Annotated in this window: 17 protein-coding genes and 1 pseudogene; all 18 read left to right on the top strand. The window is 43.2% G+C overall.

Going from position 1 to position 18,207, the window contains the following annotated elements:
• Positions 1–5 precede the first annotated feature (5 nt).
• The 18 genes and pseudogenes from LCY76_RS11915 (at position 6) to LCY76_RS12000 (ending at position 18,151) form a co-directional block, all read left to right on the top strand.
• A complete protein-coding gene (locus tag LCY76_RS11915) occupies positions 6–497 on the top strand; it encodes a DinB family protein (protein ID WP_248252824.1) in 492 nt (163 codons plus the stop codon).
• Positions 498–776: 279 nt separating this feature from the next.
• Positions 777–1,190, top strand: coding sequence for a hypothetical protein (locus LCY76_RS11920; RefSeq protein WP_248252825.1), 414 nt, complete (start codon positions 777–779; stop codon positions 1,188–1,190).
• A complete protein-coding gene (locus LCY76_RS11925; RefSeq protein WP_248252826.1) occupies positions 1,187–2,461 on the top strand; it encodes an ammonium transporter in 1,275 nt (424 codons plus the stop codon). Before LCY76_RS11920 ends, LCY76_RS11925 begins: the two co-directional genes overlap by 4 nt.
• A 405-nt stretch (positions 2,462–2,866) precedes the next feature.
• Entirely contained in the window at positions 2,867–3,991 is a 1,125-nt protein-coding gene (gene proB, locus LCY76_RS11930) for a glutamate 5-kinase (RefSeq protein ID WP_248252827.1), read from the top strand.
• Positions 3,988–5,235 carry a glutamate-5-semialdehyde dehydrogenase gene (locus tag LCY76_RS11935; protein WP_248252828.1) on the top strand — a complete coding sequence of 416 codons (1,248 nt, stop codon included), beginning with the start codon at positions 3,988–3,990 and terminating at the stop codon, positions 5,233–5,235. The genes proB and LCY76_RS11935 overlap by 4 nt, the downstream gene beginning before the upstream one ends.
• A gap of 116 nt (positions 5,236–5,351) precedes the next feature.
• Positions 5,352–5,633, top strand: coding sequence for a DUF6509 family protein (locus tag LCY76_RS11940; RefSeq protein WP_248252829.1), 282 nt, complete (start codon positions 5,352–5,354; stop codon positions 5,631–5,633).
• Positions 5,634–5,869: 236 nt separating this feature from the next.
• The gene (locus tag LCY76_RS11945; protein ID WP_248252830.1) at positions 5,870–6,703 is read left to right on the top strand and encodes an MBL fold metallo-hydrolase; all 834 of its coding nucleotides are present in this window, start codon (positions 5,870–5,872) and stop codon (positions 6,701–6,703) included.
• Positions 6,704–6,785: 82 nt separating this feature from the next.
• A pseudogene (locus tag LCY76_RS11950) lies at positions 6,786–7,220 on the top strand (5'-nucleotidase C-terminal domain-containing protein); the annotation flags it as partial.
• A gap of 334 nt (positions 7,221–7,554) precedes the next feature.
• On the top strand, positions 7,555–8,343 hold the full coding sequence (locus tag LCY76_RS24035) for a response regulator transcription factor (RefSeq protein WP_248252831.1): 789 nt from the start codon (positions 7,555–7,557) through the stop codon (positions 8,341–8,343).
• The gene (locus tag LCY76_RS11960; protein ID WP_248252832.1) at positions 8,344–9,417 is read left to right on the top strand and encodes an XdhC family protein; all 1,074 of its coding nucleotides are present in this window, start codon (positions 8,344–8,346) and stop codon (positions 9,415–9,417) included.
• Between the two features lie 29 nt (positions 9,418–9,446).
• Entirely contained in the window at positions 9,447–10,022 is a 576-nt protein-coding gene (locus tag LCY76_RS11965; protein ID WP_269431903.1) for a nucleotidyltransferase family protein, read from the top strand.
• Complete coding sequence (locus LCY76_RS11970) at positions 10,023–12,452, top strand: xanthine dehydrogenase family protein molybdopterin-binding subunit (protein ID WP_248252833.1); 2,430 nt, start codon at positions 10,023–10,025, stop codon at positions 12,450–12,452. It begins immediately after the preceding gene.
• The gene (locus LCY76_RS11975) at positions 12,452–12,907 is read left to right on the top strand and encodes an SRPBCC family protein (protein ID WP_248252834.1); all 456 of its coding nucleotides are present in this window, start codon (positions 12,452–12,454) and stop codon (positions 12,905–12,907) included. The genes LCY76_RS11970 and LCY76_RS11975 overlap by 1 nt, the downstream gene beginning before the upstream one ends.
• Positions 12,908–12,927: 20 nt before the next feature.
• The gene (locus LCY76_RS11980; protein ID WP_062232283.1) at positions 12,928–13,797 is read left to right on the top strand and encodes an FAD binding domain-containing protein; all 870 of its coding nucleotides are present in this window, start codon (positions 12,928–12,930) and stop codon (positions 13,795–13,797) included.
• Between the two features lie 5 nt (positions 13,798–13,802).
• Positions 13,803–14,294, top strand: a complete 492-nt coding sequence (locus LCY76_RS11985) for a (2Fe-2S)-binding protein (RefSeq protein ID WP_053354198.1) — start codon at positions 13,803–13,805, stop codon at positions 14,292–14,294.
• Positions 14,295–14,298: 4 nt separating this feature from the next.
• Positions 14,299–15,852 carry a class I adenylate-forming enzyme family protein gene (locus LCY76_RS11990; RefSeq protein ID WP_053354197.1) on the top strand — a complete coding sequence of 518 codons (1,554 nt, stop codon included), beginning with the start codon at positions 14,299–14,301 and terminating at the stop codon, positions 15,850–15,852.
• Between the two features lie 28 nt (positions 15,853–15,880).
• Positions 15,881–16,669, top strand: a complete 789-nt coding sequence (locus tag LCY76_RS11995; RefSeq protein ID WP_248252835.1) for an enoyl-CoA hydratase/isomerase family protein — start codon at positions 15,881–15,883, stop codon at positions 16,667–16,669.
• 144 nt (positions 16,670–16,813) lie between these two features.
• Positions 16,814–18,151 (top strand): MFS transporter, encoded by a 1,338-nt coding sequence (locus LCY76_RS12000; RefSeq protein WP_248252836.1) that lies wholly within the window; start codon positions 16,814–16,816, stop codon positions 18,149–18,151.
• The last annotated feature ends 56 nt before the right edge of the window (positions 18,152–18,207 follow it).

Consider the following 18,207-nt stretch of genomic DNA (forward strand, 5'->3'; position numbering starts at 1 on the left):
TCAGAATGAATCGGATTGAATATGAATGGGTCAAACAGACGAGAGAGATTCTTTTGAAATTTTGTGATGAGCTTCAACCTGAAGATTTCACAAGACAAATTGATGGGTTCGGCTTCCAAAGTGTGCGGGATTCACTGCTTCATGTTGCAAACTGCTATCATGGATGGCTCGGTTCCTATATTTTATTGCAGACGAAAACGCCTCTGACACCAAAAGAAAACATTTCAAAAACAAGTTTGGAAGAAATTAAACAGAGATTTATCCAGGCTGATGCCTATGTTGATGATGTCCTTAATGATTTGGATGGGCAGATGAATGAGCTTATCATAAGAGCCATTCCTTGGAGAGAACATGGAGAACCTATTTCCATTTCAGCTGCACAGCTTCTTCTGCATGTGGTAACACACGAATACCATCATAAAGGCCAAATTATGGCGATGGCCAGACATATGGGTTATGAACCGCCGAATACAGATGTGCTGGGGGTTGGGGATTAATCAAATTTTTAATTATTGTACGAAGAGCATTTTCATTGTAGATGAAATGCTCTTTTTTCATGCGTAAATACCAACATTACGGCAATCTGATAAATCTAACAATTTCACGTACCGTATGTTAAATCTTTAAAAATTAAAAATAATATTTAAAGATCCAACCTCAAAATCTACCAATTTTTACAATTACATTGTTATTTTTCAACATTCCATCATTGACTCGCAAGTAACTTATCGATATAATGTCAGAAAATATAACATTGAATTGTAAGGGGTATTTACATGTTAGTACGTGACGAAGTAAATCCAAATATTAACATTCAAATTTCACCATCAGAACTTTTAAAAATGCTGCAATTCATGAAAACTAAAAAAGAACAGGAAATTGAACGGATTAAAAACAAGATTAATAAATACGTACAAAAGAAAAATGCCGAAGATGCCTTTTATCAATCATTATCCCCTTTCCGAAAATTATTTACAGGCCGATCTCCCAGCCATCATCAAGCAGTTGAATACATTGCACATGTAAAAGAACCACTTAAACAAATTGATAAATTAAAACAAGGTGTATTTGAGCTGGATCATTCCATCCACGGTCTAAAAGAAGAACCATCAAAAGATGAGATTATCCTCTCACGCACTATTATTGGGGAAATAAAGATGAATCGGAAATCGGGGAAGGAAACAACATGACTATCCACACACTAAATACAGGGTTAGATACCATTTGGGTTGTCTTGACTGCAGCTATGATTATACTAATGGAGGGTGGTTTCGCTCTATTAGAAGCCGGATTCGTCAGACATAAGAATAACGTAAATATCCTCATGAAGGTATTTGCAGACATTACAATCGGTACCCTTTGTTTTTACCTTATTGGGTTTGGTTTAATGTATGGAAAGGATTTGTCGGGCTTAATTGGAAGTAACGGATTTATGATTAAAGGAGATCTCTCACATTTACACTTTTTAATTTCTGTTGATACCTTTTGGCTATTCCAAGCAGCGTTTGTTATTGCCGTCATTTCCATTGTATCTGGCGCTGTTGCTGAGCGTATTAATTTCCGTGCCTACATTCTTTATGCCGTTATCATGACAACCTTTATTTACCCGGTTGCAGGCCACTGGGTCTGGGGCGGAGGATGGCTCGGAAAACTTGGAATGCAGGACTTCGCAGGTTCTGCGGTTATTCATGCATTAGGTGGATTTTCTGCTTTAGCCGCAGCAATTTTTATCGGTCCTCGAAAAGGAAAATTCACTCCTCAAGGAGTTAGTACAGTCTCCTTGCCAAGTAATCTTCCCTTAGCATCTGTAGGAGCCTTCTTACTTTGGTTTGGTTGGTTTGGTTTTAATGCAGGAAGTACGTTAAGTGCCACTGATGCCAGAATTGGACATATTGCCATTGTAACCATGCTGTCAGCAGCATCAGGCGGTGCAGCAACAATGCTTTATACCCTTTTTCGTTATAAGCGCTCTGATGCACCTTCTGTAATTAATGGATCATTGGCTGGGTTGGTAGGAATCACAGCAGGATGTGCTTTTGTCAGTGATCCTTTTGCTATCCTAATTGGAGCTGGATCTGGTCTGCTAATGCTTTTCGCCACTTATTGGTTAGAAATCAAAAGAATTGATGATCCTGTAGGTGCGTTTCCCGTTCACGCGATTTCAGGAATATGGGGAACCGTAGCGGTAGGATTGTTTGCAACAGATAAAGGTCTTATTACGACCGGGAACTGGCACCTGTTAGGCGTTCAGCTTTTAGGATTACTCGTCTTGTGCATATGGGGTTTTGTCTTAACCTGGATGGGACTTAAATTGATTCAATTGTGGATACCTGTCCGATCGACTGAAGAAGAGGAAGAGGTTGGATTAGATATTAGCTACCACGGTATGGTTGCTGCTTTTCAGGAACAAGAGTTTATCAAATACGAAAGTAATTACCTCCATCATAAAGATGACGATTAAAAGAATTTCAAAGACACAGACCCACCTTCATTTTACGTTGTTGGTGGGTTGTTTTTTATTTACTTCCGGTAAAATTACCTGAATTTTCTTGACATTTGTTGATGAAGTAATGCATAATATTCTTTAAAATTATCTGGTGCGTTAATAGGGGCCAGTAAATATGTTATCAGGCGAAAGAGAGTGGAATTCATCAGGCTGAGAGATTCCATCGCTGAAGAAACTATTGAACCTACCCCTTGAGCTGCTAGGCGAATAACCTGGCCGTTTCCCTCGTTACGGGTTTTAAGAGAGTATCATCTGCCTAGATGATACTAATAAAGGTGGTACCGCGGATGACAGACTCTTTCCGTCCTTTTTTAAGGATGGGAAGGGTCTTTTTTAGTAAACAAAAGGAGTGGCGGATACATGAGCAAAAGACGAATCGTTGTAAAAATCGGGAGCAGTTCCCTGACCAACAAGAACGGCGGACTAAGTAAGAGTAAACTTACCGAACATGTGGAAGCAATCGTCCAATTAAGAAAACAGGGACATGAAGTTATCTTGATCTCTTCTGGCGCGGTGTCAGCGGGATTTGCCGATTTAGGGTATCCCGCGCGTCCTGTAACAACAGCCGGGAAACAAGCCGCTGCAGCTGTGGGGCAAGGGTTATTAATTCAAGCTTATACTGAAATCTTTAAACAACATGGAATTGTTGCTGCCCAGCTGCTGTTAACCCGGAATGACTTTTATAAAAAAGAGCAGTACACCAATGCCTATGCGACGTTATCCGAACTGTTAAAACGGTCGGTGCTGCCAATCATTAATGAGAATGATTCCGTCTCGATCGATGAATTGACCTTTGGAGATAATGATATGCTCTCCGCTCTTGTCAGCGGCCTCGTTCATGCAGATTTATTGATGATATTGACGGATATCAATGGACTGTATGATCAAGATCCACGAACGGTTCCCACAGCGCATCGGTATGATTTTCTTTACGACATTACAGATGACCATATTAAGATGACGAATTTGGCGTCGGCATCAAAATTTGGTACAGGAGGTATGAAATCAAAACTCCTGGCCGCAAAAACAGCTCTCTCGCTCGGGGTAAACATTTTTGTCGGTACAGGCTCCAATCAGGAAAAACTCCTTCATATTCTAGATGGAAAGGGCGATGGAACGTATATCGGCAATTCGCCTGCCACCGCATTAAAAACACAAAAACAATGGTTGGCTTTTCATTCACCGGTCAGCGGAATCATTGAAATAGATGATGGAGCCGCAAAGGCCATTTTGTTCGAGGGAAAAAGTTTGTTGCCGGCGGGAATTCATGCTGTCAGTGGTGTGTTTTCAACCGGGGAAGTGGTAGAAATCATCAATTCCGCAAAAGAGGTCATCGGTAAAGGCCAGGTTCAGTATTCCTCTGAAGACTTACAAATTATTAAAGGATTAACGAGTCAAGAAGCGATGGAAAAGACCAAGAATACCCACCCTGAAGTAGTTCATCGCAACAGATGGCTGTCCATGATAAAGGAGAGAACCGTATGAGTGAATTAATCACCAAAGGAAAAAAAGCAAAAAAAGCGGTCACTGTACTCATCACAAAAACGACTTCACAAAAAAACAAAGCCCTGCAGCACATTGCGGACCAGTTGATCCATGAGACACCCTATATCTTGCAGGAAAATAATCGAGATATAGAGCATGCTCGAGAAAACGGTGTGCACGAATCCTTAATTGACCGTCTGATACTTAATGAATCAAGAATTAAGGAGATGTCTGTGGCACTTGAGCAGCTTGCGTTTTTACCCGACCCTACAGGAAACGTTCTAGAGAGATTTGAACGTCCCAATGGGCTCATAATTGAAAAGATAGCTGTCCCGCTAGGAGTCATCGGAATGATTTATGAAGCAAGGCCGAATGTCACTGTAGATGCCGCCAGTCTGTGTTTAAAGACTGGAAACGCAGTTCTGCTTCGAGGAAGTTCTTCAGCTATCCATTCAAACAGAGCGTTAGTTTCTGTGATCCACCATGCACTGGAACTAAGTGATCTCCCAGTAGATTCTGTTCAGTTAATTGAAGATACGAGCCGTGAGACAGCAACACAGATGTTTAAAATGAACGACTATCTTGATGTTTTGATTCCGAGAGGCGGGAAGGCATTAATTCAAGCCGTCGTCGAAAACGCGTCTGTTCCAGTTTTAGAAACAGGTGCCGGAAACTGCCACGTTTATATCGATAAAAGTGCGGATAAGAAAATGGCGATTGACATCGTTCTCAACGCCAAAACCCAGCGTCCGTCGGTTTGCAATTCTATAGAAACCGTGCTCGTTCATGAAGCCTGGGCGAAAAAACATATGAAAGAGTTGGTCGAAAACCTTGTAGAGAGAGGTGTCGAGCTGCGAGTTGACCAGAACATTCATGAACTCTTTCCAGCCATTGTATTAGCGAGCGAGGAAGACTGGCAATCAGAGTATTTAGATCATATTTTAGCGATAAAAACCGTGTCGGGCACATCGGATGCTATTGAACATATTAACCGCTACGGTTCTAAACATTCAGAAGCCATCATCACGGAAGCTGAAGATAACGTTCGTTCATTTTTTCAATTGGTAGATGCCGCCGCGCTTTATCATAATGCCTCAACCCGTTTCACCGATGGCCATGAATTCGGCTTTGGCGCTGAAATCGGCATCAGTACACAAAAGCTTCACGCTCGCGGTCCGATGGGCTTGCCCGCCTTAACCTCAAGCAAATATGTGATCAGAGGAAACGGACAGATACGGGAATAGGGAGTGACGTTGTGAAATATAGGCTACGAGCAGCGGATATCCGCTGCTTTTGTTTGTTGTTATATACTTTTTGAAGGGTATAATAAGGAATACACTATAAGGAGGTTCATGTATTTATGAATGTAATTAGACATACACTTGATAAGCTTCAGGATCCTACCAATATTCTCGAAGGGGATCGATACGAATTTATCATACATATAGAGGTTGAAGAAGACGATGAACTGTATATGGAAAATGGCGTATATATTAAACTGATTTATGCTGCTCTGCCTCAAGAGCCCCGAATTGTTCAATACCACTTATACGAAGACACAACAAACAATCCTCTTGATTTTGAATTAGAAGACGACGAAGTAGATGAGCTTAAGGAATTCTGCCGAAGCCAAGTACAGTAAAACAATAAAAACATTAAAACAGTATCCATCAAAATTTATGGTTACTGTTTTTTTCATTTAAGATTCATCTTCATTTAGCTGCTGTCATGATGCACTTCAATTCCACCAAACCCGGGGATGCATCGGAAATTTCCGACTGAAATTAACTCTTTTTTTGATATTATTGGAGATAGGATATAGTTTCCTGTTATTGAATGCAAGAAGAAAAAATTCTTAAATAGGTAAGGGGAATATTCATGATTCACTATCAAAAAAATGGTTTGACCGTTTTTCAAAGTGCGCTTTGGCAAACAACAAGTACAGTAGTAGAGGGAGTTGAGTTTGTCCTTATTGTCGATCCTTCTTGGCTCCCCCATGAAATAAAAGCCATTCAAGAACACGTTGAGGAGCTTAATCCAAATAAAGAAGTATATCTTTTATTTACCCATGGAGATTTTGACCATATTATTGGTTACTCAGCGTTCTTAAATGCTAAGGTCATTGCAAGCGAAGGTGTGAGTAATCATCCTGCTAAAGATTATAAACTTGGTCTTATAAAGGATTTTGATCGTAAATATTACATAGACAGGCCTTATCAGCCTAAATTTCCAGTTGTTGATATTGAGATCAACAAAGATGGCCACCAGCTTGCATTAGGAAGCACAACGTTAACCTTTTATTTATCGCCTGGTCATACTCATGATGGAATATTTACAATCATTGAGCCTCAGGGGATTTGGATTGCCGGGGATTACCTTTCGGATTTTGAACTTCCTTTTGTATTTGATAGTGTAAAGGCTTATCAGTCAACACTACTAAAAGCAAATTCAATATTGGATAAACATCAGCTAAGTGTTTTGGTACCCGGCCATGGCAAAACAACTGAAAGTAAAGAAGAGATGAAGCAAAGAATTGAAGCATCCCAAACCTATCTTTCCCGGTTAATAGAGGCTGTTGAAAATGAAGATGAACAAACAATAAGCCGGTTAAGGCAGGAGATGCATTATGAATCAAGTTTTACTTCAAGCTGCCACGAAGAAAATGTGCAGCAAGTGAAAAGGGAGTTTGCGAACGAATGGGGGAAGCAATGAGATTAGACATTATACATACGAACGACCTTCACAGTCCTTTTGAAAATTTTTCAAGAGCGGGAACGTTCACGTATCTGATAAAAAGCTAATTGAAATATGCCCATCTCCCCTAAATGCAACTTCATTTGAAGTCCAGGGGAAGCATATCATTACCGCTTTAGAACTATCTTTGGATGCGCAGCACTGTTTGTCAGACGGAAGAGGCCCGGGATTCAGAGGTAAGTATACGGGGAGCTTGCATATTGCGGGTGCTAAAATCATTCATGATGGAAAAAGAGTTATTGATATATTAATTGGAGAAAAATCAATAGAGAAAGAAAAATGGTACACAGTGGCTACATCCGATTACCTTCATCGGGGTTCAGGGTATGAATCACTTGCTAACAACATAAATCAAACGTTCCTTGCTGAAGAAATAAAAGACGTGATCCGAATTTATGCAAGTAAGAAAGAGTTTGTCGAAAGGGCTTCAGTTTCCAGATGGATTGATCAAGAAAATCATAGGTTGATGATGTAGAAGTGGAATCCAGTCCATTAATACTGAAAATTCATTCAAAGTGTCCCGGAATATTCCTGGGATACTTTTTTAATGCGGCCTTGAAATAGTCATTTTATTGTATACTACGGGGAATAGTACAAGCTTATTTATATCTTTACATAATATTTTCAGGTTAAAAAAAGAAGATTTTATAAGTCCCAAAGCAAGAAATTAGAACCAGGCATTTACCTTGTCAATTAGTATGGAAATAATCAGAAAATTATAACATGATTTTATAAAAATGATTATCAGATTTTAAAACTGCTTATTACTCAATCGCGTTAACCTAAATATGTGAGGGGGGGGGGCACAAGTGTCCGAGTTACTCATTGTCGATAATGATAAACAAAGCCGCAAGGAAGTCTGCTCGTTAATTGAAGAAAGCAAATACAGCTTTCTATCGATCTATGAATCGAGCACGGCTAACCGGGGTATGCTGCTGCTGAAACAAAGTAAACCGAGTGCGCTGATGATTGATCTTTCTTTACCCGATATGGATGGTATGGCTTTTGGCAAAACAGCCCTTCAATTGTATCCAGATCTCCCCATCATCGTGATTACCCAGTTAAAGATGTTTGAACTTGTTCAGTCATCTATTAATTCCGGATTTTTAGGGTATTTATTGAAACCGCTTTCTAAACATGAACTAATTGAAACGCTGGACAGGGTTTTAATCCCGGTTCTCGGCAAAAGTGTGACCCGTGTGATGAAAACGGGTGAAGATCATTTCACAGCAGATCTAAAAAATCCTATCGGCAGCGCCATCCAATATATGCAAATCTATTACGGTGAGCCGCTAACCTTAAAGAGCCTGGCGGACAAAGTTTACTTAAGCCCCTCGTATTTCAGCAAAATGTTTAAAGAAGATACTGGAATGACTTTTGTTGAATATCTGTCTTTTGTCAGAGTTCAAAAAGCAAAAGGACTATTGCGAATGTCTTCACTGCCCATCGAAGTCATCGCCAATAATTCTGGATTTGCTAATTCAGGATACTTTGCCACTACATTTAAAAAGCTGCTTGGTATTACACCGAGCGAATACCGTGAGCAATTTCATTTACAATCAGAGCCGGGATTAACTATATCAGCAGGAGGTGCATAAATGCTTCCCATTTATCTTGAAATGAAGCGCTGTGCTGAAAATGGCATCCGGGGAGTTCTCGGAACGATTATTCGTACTGAAGGGTCAACCTATCAAAAGGAAGGCAGCAAATGTTTTTGGGCAGAAGACGGAAAGCTGACAGGCTTATTGAGCGGAGGCTGTGTGGAAGGAGATTTGGCCGAACATGCCCGGGAAGTTCTGAATCACTTTTCCTGCAAAACGCTAGCTTATGATTTTCGAGACAAAGGCGATGATTTGTGGGGGCTTGGGCTTGGTTGCAACGGATCGATTGATATTTTTTTGGAACCGTTTGACCCTGTACACCTTCGAGAAAGCACAGAACGCAGCTTAGAAATCTATCAAAAAGCCGACAACTATGAAACAAGCTTGGCGACAATCATCGAAGCAGAAACTCCATCACTTATAGGGAAAAAATGGATGGTCAAAAACAATAGTTCTGATCCCGTGAAATCAGGACTTCATTCTGTTACCTATGAAAAAGAAAAGGTCCTTGTGTTTACAGACACCATTACACCCACTCCCAGACTAACGCTATTCGGAGCAGGTCCGGATGCTGTTCCACTCGTAAATGGTGCAAAACAATTGAATTGGCACGTATCCGTAATTGATCATCGCCCGTCTTTTGTAAACAAACAGAATTTTCCTGAGGCTGATCAACTGCTTTGCATCCCTAAAGGAAAATGGCCAAAACTGGAGTTAGAAAGCCGTTCTTTTGTTGTTATCATGACCCATCATTTTGATCAGGACCTTTTGTTGCTTGAGCAAATTCTTGAAACAGATGTTCCCTATATTGGAGTGCTTGGACCCAACAAACGTACTTACCAGCTGATGGATAGGCTTGGAAGGGAATTTCATGAGGAATGTCTCTCACGGCTTTATAGTCCAATAGGGCTTGACATTGGATCACAGACTCCTGAAGAAATTGCACTCAGTATTCTTGCAGAAATGGTAATGGTCCATCGAGGGAAGGGGAGCGGAAAACCCCTTCATGTTATGAAAGAGACAAGCTTCACTAAGTACCTGCATAAGAAAGTGGGTGAACTGGCATTTTAACTGAAAAGAGGGAGACCTGGGCCATCATACTGGGAGCCGGCAAGTCTGAGCGTATGGGCACACCTAAAATGATGCTCCGCTATCAGGAAAAAACACTCATACGCCATGTGATCGATGCAGCACTCGACTCAGATGTAGATGATGTTGTGGTCGTTATTAACCCTGAAGTGGAAGGTTTGCTTGCCGAGGCTACGGTGGCGGGAGTGAATAAGATTTTTTTGAATAACCACTCAAACAAAGGATTATCATCTTCCGTAAAATCAGGGCTTTATGTTTTGCCTGCTGAGGTGGAAGCTGCCATTTTTCTCCTAGGGGATCAGCCTTTGATATCTTCACGAGAGATCAATCTTCTGCTGGAAGAGTTCCATGCTGACCATGAACATTTTATTTATCAATCATCTTATATAGGGAAAAGAGGACATCCTGTCTTGTTTCACCGGAGGATGTTTAACAGGCTGTTAGAAATAAAAGGTGACAAAGGCGGCAGAGATTTAGTGAAGAAATATACCGATCAAGTAAAGATTATTGAAATGGGAAAAAACTATCCGTTTGATATTGATACAATTGCCGATTACAAAAAGCTTTTAAGAAAGGAGGTCTCTTAAATGAACAAGGTTATTGGTAAAGCGATAACCAGGGTAGAAGACATGAGACTTTTAACCGGACAGGGCAAATATATCGATGACATCGGTACACCGGCCCAGACGTTTCAGGCCGCCATTCTAAGAAGCTCAAGTCCGCATGCGAAAATTGTCTCGATTGATACGACAGAGGCTGAAAGAATAGCCGGAGTAAAGGCGGTCATTACCGGAGAACAGGTGAAGGAGTATCTCGAACCATTTAGTGTAGGTGTCAGTGCTCCAGTTCATTACTATCCTATTGCCATCGACAAAGTCAGATATGTAGGAGAGCCTGTAGCGGTTGTGATTGCTAAAAGCCGTTACTTAGCGGAGGATGCGATGGAGCTCATTAAAGTGAAGTATGAATCCCTTCCGCCTGTCGTTGATATCGAAGGATCACTTGAGAAGGATGCACCGGTGCTTCATGAAAACGTGGGATCCAATATAGCCAATCACCGGACGTTTCATTACGGAAAAGTGGACCAGGCTTTTGAAGAAGCGGATACCATCATTAAACATAAATATCTTTTTCCTAAATATACCGCTACACCTGTGGAAACATACGGTATTATCGCTCATTATGAATCAAGTGAAAATCAATATACAGTTCACGCCAATTTTCACGGACCTTTTGTAATCCAGGCCATTATGGCTCAAGCGCTGAAAATTCCAAGCAATAAGCTAAGAATCATTGTTCCAAAGGATATTGGCGGAAGCTACGGAATAAAAGCGGGAACATTTCCATATATGGTTCTTCTGTCTGTAGCGAGCCGAATTGCCGGTTGTCCGGTAAAGTGGATTGAAGATCGGCAGGAGCATTTGTCGGCAAGCTCCAGCGGGACGGACAGGGTCACCTATATTGAAGCGGCGGTAAAGAATAACGGAAAGGTTACCGGCTTACGCATGAAGATGATTGACAATGTCGGTGCCTACATCCGGGCTCCGGAACCCGCCTGTTTGTATCGTACTCATGCCAATTCAACCGGTGCCTATGATATTCCGAATCTTCATATTGATGCGTACGCGATCATGACCAACAAGCTTCCCACAGGATTAATCAGAGGCTATGGAGGCCAGGAGCTGTATTTTCCTCTAGAGCGAATCATGCAGAAGGTTGCATTCGAGCTGAACTTGGATCCGGCGGATGTGATTCGCAGGAATCTTATCCAAAAGGATCAGTTTCCTTACAAGACAGCTTCGGGCGGCCTGTACGACAGCGGCGATTATATCAAGGGGTTCGAGCTTGCACTTGAGACCGGAAAATATGGGGAATTCCGCAAAAAACAGGAGGAAGCAAGAAAGAACGGAAAAATTTTCGGTGTCGGCCTTGCCTGTATAGTCGAGCCGTCGGGTTCCAACATGGGATATATCACGGTTGCCCTAACTCCTGAAGAAAGAGTAAAATCCCTGCCCAAATCAGGTTGTTCGGAGGCTGCTACTGTTTCAATGGATCCGATGGGAAGCGTTAATGTGAGGATCAGCACGACTCCGTCCGGGCAGGGGCATGAAACCGTTGCAGCACAAATTGTTTCAGAGGTTTTAAGCATCCCAACGGATAAAATCAAGGTTGTCGCGGAGCTGGATACATCCACAAGCGCATGGTCTATTGCATCCGGAAGCTATTCCAGCCGCTTTGCCTCATTAGGATCCAGTGCCGTCTTTTATGCGGCACACAAGGTGAAGGAAAAGTTGATCAAGATTGCTTCTCACCAGCTGAATGTAAATCCTGATGAACTCGAACTAAGGGATGGTGCTTTTTATGTAAAGGCAGATCCTGCAAAAAAATATGCATTGAAGAGGGCTGCAGGATCCGCGCACTGGAATCCGTTATCCCTTCCGGAGGGAATGGAGCCGGGAATCTATGAAACTTACTATTTTTCTGTAAAAGCGGCAGAGCCTCCTGATGAAAATGACCTCATCAACTCTTCGGTGACCTATGGATTTGTTGCCGATCTGGTAACGGTCGAGATTGACCCCGAGACAGGGGAGGTAAACATTCTGGACTATATAACAATCCATGATGCCGGAAAACTGCTCAATCCGCTCATCGTGGATGGACAGATATTTGGCGGACTCGCGCATGGCTTGGGTGGAGCGCTCTTTGAAGAGCTCGTGTATGACAATAAGGGGCAGCTGCTTACCGGTTCATTCATGGACTATTTGTGCCCGACCGCTCCTGAAATTCCAAATGTCACGATCAAGCATATTGAAACGCCATCACCTATGACTCCGCTTGGTGCAAAAGGACTTGGAGAAGGTAACACAATGAGCGCTCCAGTTGCTGTCGCCAATGCGGTAAGTGATGCCCTTTCTCCGTATAATGTGGCGATTGATACCCTGCCGCTCAGTCCAAATCGAATATGGACTCTGCTGAATCAAGCGAAAAAAAACAAACATAAAGAGGTGACCATCTGATGGAAGGCAAAGGAAAGCTAGTTTTAGATGCAGGAGTGGAAAGAGCTTATGAAGTGCTGCTCGATCCCGGCGTTCTTGAAAAATGTATTATGGGCTGCAAAAAACTCGTCCTGGTGGAGGACAACAAATATGAGGCCGAGCTGTCCATTGGGATCGCGGCCATAAAAGGAAACTACTCCTCTACGATCGAAATCCTCGATTTAGAGGAGCCTAACCATTACAAGCTCGCTGTAAAGGGAGAAGGATCACCGGGAACTGTAGAAGCGGTCGGAATTGTAGACCTGACCCCGGAAAGTGAAAGCTCTACTCTATTAAACTACTCATACGAAGCTGAAGTAGGCGGAAAGGTAGCGATGGTAGGACAGCGGATGCTAGGTGGAGTAGCCAAGCTGGTCATACAGGACTTTTTCAAAAAACTGGGCAAGGAATTAAAACGAATTGAACAAAGCGCTTAAAGAAAGGGGCCGTGCTGATTATGAAACCCGCAAAATTTGATTACTACCGGCCTAAAGATGTCTCAGAAGCCCTTTCTCTGCTGGAATCCAGCGGTTTTGACGGCAAGATTATTGCGGGGGGACAGAGTCTCGTTCCCATCATGAACATGAGGCTGGCCACCCCTGAGTGTTTAATCGACATTAATGGCTTGCATGATTTAAATTTTATCGATAGCGATGATCATACATTAAAAATCGGGACGATGACACGGCAGAGTACGGTGGAAACCTCTGAACTCGTGAAAAAGAAATGCGGATTGGTAACGGAAGCTGTTGCCCATATTGGCCACCTTCAAACGAGAAACCGGGGAACGATTGGTGGGAGCATCGTCCATGCAGACCCTAGTGCTGAGCTTCCCCTCGTTTTGATGGCGCTCAATGGAACACTTCACATTTCTTCAGAAGAAGAAACGAGAAGCGTGAATGCGGAGGACTTCTTTCTTACGTTTCTAACGACAGACATGATGCCAAATGAAATGCTGACCGAAATTCATCTGCCCATATGGAAGGGACGAGTCGGCTCTTCCTTTCAGGAAGTCGCGAGGCGCCATGGTGATTTTGCGCTCGTAGCAGCCGCCTGTCAGCTTGAGCTTGACGCTCATGACAGAATTTCAGATATCCGGCTTGCGCTCGGCGGGGTAGAGGCTATTCCGCTCTTAATAGAGGATGCAAAAGAACTTCTTGCTGGTGAAAAGGTTACAGACCAAGCTGTGCAAAAAATCGCCGAGCTTGTGGCCAAGAGTGTGGAGCCCGAGTCCGATCTGCATGCCTCGGCAGCATACCGTACACAATTAGCCAAGGTTTTGACGACACGAGTTTTATATCAAGCATACGAGAGAGCAAAGGGGTGAGCAGCATGTCCTTAACCGAAGTAAATGTAACGATCAACGGCAAGTCGTATTCAGAGTGGGTTGAACCAAGAATGCTGTTGAGTGATTTCATACGTGAATCGTGCGGACTAACTGGAACTCATGTAGGCTGCGAGCACGGTGTTTGCGGGGCCTGTACGGTCAGCTTGGACGGGTCGGCGGTAAGGTCGTGCTTAATCTTTGCGGTGCAGGCGGATAACCGCGAAATTAAAACGGTCGAAGGTCTAGCCAGCAGTGGAGAAATGACAACGCTTCAAAAAAATTTCGTGGAATGCCATGGTCTGCAATGTGGTTTTTGCACCGCTGGCATCTTAATGTCCATCACTGATTTTTTGGAAAAGAACCCGCAGCCTTCGGTTAAAGAAATCAAAGAAACCCTGTCAGGACATCTGTGCCGATGCACAGGCTATGACGGAATTGTGAAGGCTGTAGAGAAAACGGTTCAAGACAACAATAAAGAAGTCTTGCAAAGGAGTTGAATCCATGAATCTCGGAACGTTACTGGAATTCGCAGTAGAGCGCTTCCCGAACAAGGATGCTGTCGTTCAGCAAGATCAGCGTTTATCCTATGCGAGGCTGAACAGCCAGGTTGATAAGCTGGCCGCCTCCCTTCAGCGCATCGGAATAAAACAACAGGATCGTGTCATGGTTTTGTTAAAAAACCGGAGCGAAAATGTCATTCTCTATTGGGCGCTGCAAAAATTGGGTGCCATTTATACACCGATAAACTTCAGGCTTTCAGCAAAGGAAGTAGAGTATTGCTTTAACGATGCGGAAGCAACTGTGATTGTCTATGAGGATGCGAGCCAGGCGGCGGTGTTAAAAGCAAGGTTCAATGAGAGGCCTGTCTATATTGGGCTCGAGGGTGTACAAGGAGCAGATATCTACTTTTCTGAACTGATTGAACGGAGCCCTGAAACGTATGACAGACCAGACATACTGGATGAAGATATCGCCTTAATGCTCTATACTTCGGGGACCACAGGAAAACCAAAGGGGGTTCCAAGAAGTCATAAAAATGAGTATGCGGCCGCCCTTGCCCATATCATCCAAAATCATTATATAGAAGGGGAGAGCACACTCGGAACAATGCCTCTCTACCACACCATGGGAATGAGATCGCTGCTTTCAATTACATTTTTAAACGGAAAACTTGTCATACTTCCTGATTTTGACGCTAAGGATGCGCTGGAATTGCTCTCTAAGGAAGCTGTTTCTTGTTTGTATCTTGTGCCTACTCTGTACCATGACATATTAAAGCATCCGAAATTTAGCGATTATGATCTGTCGGCCCTTAAAAAAATAGGATATGCCGGAGCCTCCATGACCTCTTCCCTTACAGAGAAATGTATTGAGCGGCTGAAGCCTGAGGTGTTCGTCAATCATTATGGAAGTACTGAGGTGTACACCTTTACCATCAATTCAAATGTCTTCGAAAAGCCATGCTGTGCAGGGAAACCAGGGTTTCATCAAAACATCAGGCTGGTTAGAGCAGACCCGGACGGACATTCAACCTGCGAAGAGATCGTAGGAAAAGATGAAATCGGTGAGATCATTGTCAATTTGCAATCAGTTGAAGCGTTCAAGGGATATTGGAACCGGCCTGATGCGACCCAAAAAGCGATTCGTGACGGCTGGTATTTTACAGGAGATCTTGGTGTGCTGGATGAAGACGGAGATCTGCATGTCGTCGGCAGAGTGGACGACATGATAATCTCAGGCGGCGAAAACATCCACCCTCTGGAAGTCGAAGACGTCATCTCCGAGCATGAGAATGTAATCGAAGTCGCCATCGTCGGAGAAGAAGACGATAGATGGGGACAGATTGTATCAGCGTTCGTCGTTCCCGCCAGCCATACTGTCTCGATTCAAGAGCTGGACGAGTTCTGCAAAAACCATCCGCAGCTCTCCAACTACAAAAGGCCGCGAAAGTATGTATTTGTTAAGGAAATTCCGAAAAGTCCTGTCGGAAAAGTGTTGAGGAGGAAATTGCGGGATGGGGAATTTGAATTGTTCAAAACAGAAAAAGTAGTTTAATTTCTTAAAATCGAAAGGGGAAATCAATATGACAACCACTACTCAATATGATCACATCCGTGTAGAAAAGAACAGGGAAACACAAACAGCGACCATTTTATTCGACCGACCGGAAAAAATGAATTACATCAGTATGCTCGCCAGGAAACAATTTGCTGAGATCTTTGAAGAATTGAACGATGACGAAGGCGTATGTGTCATCATTGTAAAGGGTGAAGGCGACAAGTGTTTTAGTGCTGGCGGAAGTATTCCTCAGTTCATGGAAACTCATCCTGAAGAATTGTCCCGTTTAAGAGTGAACGTTGCCGCACCAGAGCGTTCCCCGAAACCCGTCATCGCACAGCTTCAAGGATATACATTTGGGGTAGGCTTTGAGATTGCCATGGCGTGTGATTTCAGAATCGCTGCTGACGACACCCTCCTCGGGTTGCCGGAAATGAATTTGGGCATGATTCCCGGAAGCGGAGGGACGCAGCGTGTGGCACGGGCTGTAGGCCTTACAAGAGCAAAGGATATGATCATGAGGGCAAGAAGGATACCTGCTGAAGAGGCGTACCAATGGGGATTGATTACTAAGGTTGTGGCGAAAGAGGAGCTTGACAATGAAGTGGATCAACTGGCGGCTGAGCTCGTACGGTTTTCACCACTTGCTCAGCGTGTTTGTAAGGAAGTATTGAATGCTGCTGAGGAAGGCCCGTTAAGCACCGGATTAGAGATTGAGGGAAGAGCGTATGGCATGCTGAGATGCACCGAAGACTTCAAAGAAGGTGTTGATGCATTTGTTGAAAAGAGAAAACCGAACTTTACCGGGAAGTAAGTGGAACAGAGTAATCCTGTGCACACCAGGATTACTCTTCTCCTAAATATACTTCTATAAATTCAAAAGACTGAAAATTCAGTCTTCAATTCACTCATCCAAGCTAAGTCATGCCAAAAAAACTTTAGTATTGGAGGAAATAACATGTCAAGTGCAATACCTTCTGAGGTTGTTCAAAAAACGGAAGCACCAAAAGTGAGTAGCAGGCAAATGGTTTCTGCAACAGCTGCTTCATTATTAGGATGGTCCTTTGATTTATATGATCTCTTCATTCTCCTGTATGTTACACCAACCATAGGTAAGCTATTTCTTCCTACAACTAATCCCACACTGTCCCTGGCTGCGGTATATGCTTCTTTTGCCGTCACACTGCTTATGAGACCACTCGGATCCGGCATATTCGGATCGTATGCCGACAAGCATGGCAGAAAGAATGCCATGACAGTGGCGATCGTCGGGGTTGGTATTAGTACTGCTATTTTTGGATTACTGCCAACGGTTCCGCAAATCGGCTTTTTCGCTGCCTTCCTGTTTTTACTGCTGCGGCTCGTCCAGGGAATCTTTGTCGGTGGGGTAGTCGCCTCCACCCATACCATTGGAACCGAAACAGCACCTCCTAAATGGAGAGGATTAATGTCAGGCCTTATTGGCGGAGGAGGCGCTGGGCTAGGCGCACTGTTTGCTTCCATCGTTTTTACAGTCGTTTCAGCCCTGTTTCCCGGTGAAGCCTTTGATAGCTGGGGCTGGAGAGTCATGTTCTTTACAGGTATTTTAGGAGCCATTGCGGGCCTTTTTGTGTTTAGGACGCTGGAGGAATCCCCGTTATGGGCCGAAATGAAAACGAAAAAAAACTCAAAACAAAAAATCGTCCAACAAAAACCGGTTAAATCGCTGTTTACGACATACTCCCGTGTACTTCTGGTGAATTTAATGATCGTTATCGGAGGCGGATCGGGTTATTACCTGACTGCCGGATTTATTCCAACCTTCCTTAATGTCGTAAATAAAGTATCCTCTTCGACGCTGTCCGGCGTTCTTATTGCGGCCAGTATAGCTACCATTATATCTGCACTCATTGCCGGACATCTGAGTGAAATCTTTGGCAGAAAAAAGGTATTCCTTGTCATCGGCGTATTGAACGTTATCGGATTACCTTATTTTTATCTATCACTGGCTGATGCTGCGTCTGTTTCATCCATCTATTTTTATGTCATATGTCTTGTACTATTAGGCAATGCGGCGTATGCACCTGTCCTGATTTTTTTAAACGAGCGCTTTCCGACCTCCATCCGGTCAACCGGCACAGGCCTTTCATGGAATATGGGCTTTGCCGTCGGTGGAATGATGCCTACTTTTGTTACTTTGACGAGTGGATCCATTGAAAACATTCCCCATACATTGATGTATTTTACGATCGTGATATATCTGATTTACATTATTGGAAGCGTTATCATCCCAGAAACGAGAGGCAGACTGCAATAGCGCAACATCAGAGTTTTACACCCGTTTGATCTGAATAGAAAGAAGGGAGACTTTAT

This window comes from Fictibacillus marinisediminis, assembly GCF_023149135.1.
GTDB lineage: Bacteria > Bacillota > Bacilli > Bacillales > Fictibacillaceae > Fictibacillus_C > Fictibacillus_C marinisediminis.